Source organism: Pirellulales bacterium, from assembly GCA_036490175.1.
In the GTDB taxonomy this organism is placed as follows: Bacteria; Planctomycetota; Planctomycetia; order Pirellulales; family JACPPG01; genus JACPPG01.
On the sequence record DASXEJ010000379.1, the window covers coordinates 20179 to 24557 of the forward strand.

Genomic DNA, 4379 nt, shown 5'->3' on the forward strand with positions numbered 1-4379 from the left:
GAGGATGCGCGAACGCGCCTGGGGGAATTCTCATGAACAACCACAAACCAGACGAAGAGGCGATCTTCAAAGTCGCTCGGGAAATCCACGCAGCGGACGCCAGAGCATCGTACCTCGAGCAGATTTGCGCCGACGATACAAAACTCTACGCCCGAGTCATCTCGCTATTGCGAGTACTCGATGAACAGCCTGGCTTTCTCGAATCGCCGGCCGTGGCGATTGTCACCATCGAGCAGTCCGCCATTGAGAAGCCGGGAGCCCAAATCGGGCCCTACAAGCTGCTGGAACAAATCGGCGAAGGGGGGATGGGCGCGGTTTACATGGCCGACCAACAGGTGCCGGTCCGGCGACGCGTGGCGCTAAAAATCATCAAGCCGGGCATGGACACGCGACAGGTGATCGCCCGCTTCGAGGCCGAACGCCAGGCGCTGGCATTGATGGATCACCCCAACATCGCCCGCGTGCTGGATGCGGGAGCGACCGATGTGGGCAGGCCGTACTTCGTGATGGAGTTGGTACGCGGCGTGCCCATTACGGAGTTCTGCGATCAGGACAATCTTTCGGTTCGCGATCGGTTGCGGCTGTTCGTACAAGTCTGCCGCGCCGTGCAACATGCTCACCAGAAGGGAATCATCCATCGCGACCTCAAGCCCTCGAATGTGCTTGTTACGCTTCACGATGGCCAACCGGTACCCAAGGTAATAGACTTCGGCGTCGCCAAGGCTACGAACCAGCAACTGACGGAGAAGACGCTATTTACGAATTTTTCGCAAATGATCGGCACGCCGCTTTATATGAGTCCCGAGCAGGCCGAGATTTCCAGCCTGGACGTGGACACGCGCAGCGACATCTATTCGCTCGGCGTGTTACTGTACGAACTGCTGACCGGCACGACGCCTTTTGCCCGCGAGCGCATTCGCGAAGCGCCGTACGACGAGATTCGCCGCATCATTCGCGAGGAAGAGCCACCGAAGCCTAGCACGTTCATAGACACGCTGGGGCAAACGCGGACGGCTGTGGCTGCGCGGCGCAGGATCGATCCCGATCATTTCGCGCAACTATTGCGTGGCGATCTGGATTGGATCGTCATGAAGGCCCTGGAAAAAGATCGCACACGCCGCTACGAAACCGCCAGCGGTCTGGCACGCGACGTCGAGCACTACCTGCACGACGAGCCTGTCGAGGCACACTCGCCTTCGGCGCTGTACCGCTTTCGTAAGTTCGCGCGCCGTAATCGGATGGCGATCACAACGGCCGGACTGGTTACTATCGCATTGATAAGCGGCACCGTGGTGAGCACATGGCAGGCGATCCGCGCGACACGCGCCGAACGCGTGGCCGAGGCCGAACGAAATGAGACTGAAAGACAGCGCGCCGCGGCCGAGGAACATTTTCAGCAGGCACGCGAGTCGGTAAATGACTATTTCACATCGGTCAGCGAGAGTAAGCTCCTGGACGTGCCCGGCTTGCAACCGCTGCGCAAAGAGCTCTTGGACTCGGCGCTTTCTTACTACCAGCGGTTCATCGAGAAGTATGGCGATAATCCCCTTTTGCAGGCCGAACTCGCGGCCGCGTACGTGCGCGTCGGCAGCATCACCAGTTCGATCGGCTCCCAAGAGCAGGCCCTCAAGTCTCTGGATTTAGCGGTCGCATCTTACCAAGGACTACTGCGGCAAGACCCTGCCGCCACAGCGTACAGCGAAGGACTTGCCAGCGCGCATCATTGGCGCGGTGCCGTGCTGGCCGATACGGCCCGGCTGGACGACGCCGAAGCTTCGTACCGGCGGGCTCTGGAGATTTACAGCACGCTCGTCGGTGAAATCCCTGGCAACGCGGCCCATCAAGCGCATCTGGCCAATACCCTGGCGAGCCTGGGAAGGGTGCAATCTCTGCTGGCCAGACCGGCCGAGGCCGAAGAATCATTTCGGCGTACGCTGACCATCTACGAACAACTAGCCAACGATTTCCCCGACGCTTCGACGTATCAGGCCGGAATTGCCAGCGCGCATCGCCATATCGCTGAAACGCAGCGGAAGGTAGGCCGCATGAGCGAGGCCGAAGTATCAAACCAGCGGGCCGTTGAGTTATACGAGAAGCTCGTACGCGAAAATCCCACCACGAGCGAATACCGGGCCCAACTCGCCCAAGCCTTTAACGATCTCAACGTCGTGCATGTCGAAACGGGCCGATTGTCCGATGCCGAAGTGTCGTTTCAGCGCGCGGTCGAAATCTATGAGGGATTGGTGCGAGAGAATCCCAGCGTCAGTGATTATCGTGCGGCCTTAGCGCATAAGTATTTCAACTTTGGTTATGTGCAGCGATTGATGGGTCGGCCCGCCGACGCCGAACGATCGTATCGCCGGGCGATCGAGATCTATGAACAGCTCTCGCAGGAGAATCCCGCCGTCGGTGACTACTTGCAGGGGAGAGGCACGGCCTTTCTGCATCTCGGCATCCTGCACAGCGAGACAGAACAGCTCGACGAAGCCGAGCGGAACTGGTACGACGCATCGCACGCGTTCCGGACGGCCGTCGAGCGAGGCTATGCGACGGTAGACGTCTATTCCGGATGGGGCGACGCACTGGCACTGTTGGGAAAGTGGCAGGATGCCGCAGAGATATTCGCTCATACAATCAGCTTAAGCGACCACGCTTGGAAGCCCTTGTATCAATTGGCCTTGCTGCAACTCGTCACAGGCGACGAGGCCGGCTATCGCGCCACCTGCGCCGACTTCATCAAACGCCATGGTTCCAAGGCGGACCTCACCGTCGCGGCCGGCATTACGATGGCGTGTATGGCGGGCCGGGACTCTGTCGACGATATGACAACCCTGCTGGAAATCGCCCAACGTGTAGCGGCGATTGATCCGCGCAATCCCGTTTTTCAGACCCTCTTCGGCGCGGTCCAATACCGCGCCGGGCAGACCAATGAAGCAATCGCCACGCTCAAGAAAGCGTTGCCCATTCATGCCTTCGCCGAACTGGCGGCGCCGAAGAAACTCGACCAGATTCGCATCAGCCGTCTGACCGGAGAAACGATCTTGACTCTCGCCTACCGCGATGTGAACGATCGCGCGGCGTATGCGGCACAGCGGGAATCGTTGTCGCGGCTCGTCGAGAAATTGGAATCGCACGCACCGCAGCACAGCGAAGGAATTGGCAAGTGGGCGCTACCCTGCGCGATTCAGCTGACGAAGCAACAACTGGCACGCTTGGATGCGACAGCGGATACCAACAATTGAGAAGCACCTTTCAAGATTCTTGCCACGGACGGATGCCTCGATAGTGTTGTGAAAGACTAGCCAGCCAGTGGCCAGTAGCGGGCACGTTTTGTAGAGACACGATGAGCAGGGCCGTCGACCGATTCGTGACACCCAATTTGGCACGCACGGTACTTTAAAGTCATACCGCACAACGATTTTTGCCACGCGAAGAAACCTTACGGTATTGACATGGAGGGCCGCTAGGATAACGTACGCATACCACCCTTTGTACGAGCAACCCGGGACGAACAGCCGTGAAACATTTCCTCTTACGTTGCGTCATTTGCTTGCTGTCGGTTGTGTTTCTGGCGAGCCGTGTGCAGGCAACGTTCGTCACATCGGCGGCCGCCTTCGGCGCTCCCACGCAGATCATCGACTTCAGCCAGTTCTCAGGTCCATCTTCGTTTGGCCCGGGGCCGGTTCAGGTCGGAAGTCTCGTGGGCGCAGACGTCGTGTGGAGTAGTTCCAACTCCATCACGCAAGGAGGCGCCGTCATCGGGGACTCGCTTTACAACATCATTCCTAACGGATCGTGGAATAGCGGGCGTGTCGGATTCGTCGGGCTTAATGCCGCGACGGGAACCATGCTTCTGAAATTCAATGGTCCGCCAGTAGGTGAAGTGGGAGCATTTTTGAACTACTCAGCCGGGTCCGGACCGGATGTGATCATTAGCGCGCTGGCCAGTGATGGCAGCGTACTCGAATCGTACGACGTCAATACGTTGGCGCCGATTAGCACACCAGGCACGTTAAACGCCGGTGCGTTTCGCGGCATCACACGACCGACGGCCGACATATTTGGGTTCCAGGTGGCCAATTCCGCCGTGGTGCTGGATGACCTTACCTTTGGAGCTAGTTCTCCTGAGCCAAGTTCCGTCATGCTTTTCAGCGTGGGGCTTTTGGCCATAGCGAGCGTTTATCGACGCGGCAAGCGTCGTCAGGTGCGCGCTATCGCAACCATCGACAAGCGTTGAGTTGCAGTTTTCGGCTCGTCCTGCTCAACCGAACTTTTGATTTGTTGAGGGATTGGCAACCAGCCGTTTCACGATCGTGCTATGCGCTTGCGCGTGCCGCGATCACGTTCAGTCATTTCTCAGCCATGAATGGGCTTGCGCC

The 4379-nt window shown here is 58.7% G+C and carries 2 protein-coding genes; both read left to right on the forward strand.

The genetic code is table 11. The annotated features are described in order from the left end of the window. The first annotated feature begins 32 nt into the window (after positions 1–32). Positions 33–3242 (forward strand): protein kinase, encoded by a 3210-nt coding sequence (locus VGG64_28865; GenBank protein ID HEY1603648.1) that lies wholly within the window; start codon positions 33–35, stop codon positions 3240–3242. A gap of 275 nt (positions 3243–3517) precedes the next feature. Continuing rightward, a complete protein-coding gene (locus VGG64_28870; protein ID HEY1603649.1) occupies positions 3518–4237 on the forward strand; it encodes a PEP-CTERM sorting domain-containing protein in 720 nt (239 codons plus the stop codon). Positions 4238–4379: the final 142 nt, after the last annotated feature.

Excerpts from the sequence above, each read along its gene's own strand:
- VGG64_28865 (HEY1603648.1), top strand. The coding sequence starts at position 33 with ATGAACAACCACAAACCAGACGAAGAGGCGATCTTCAAAGTCGCTCGG.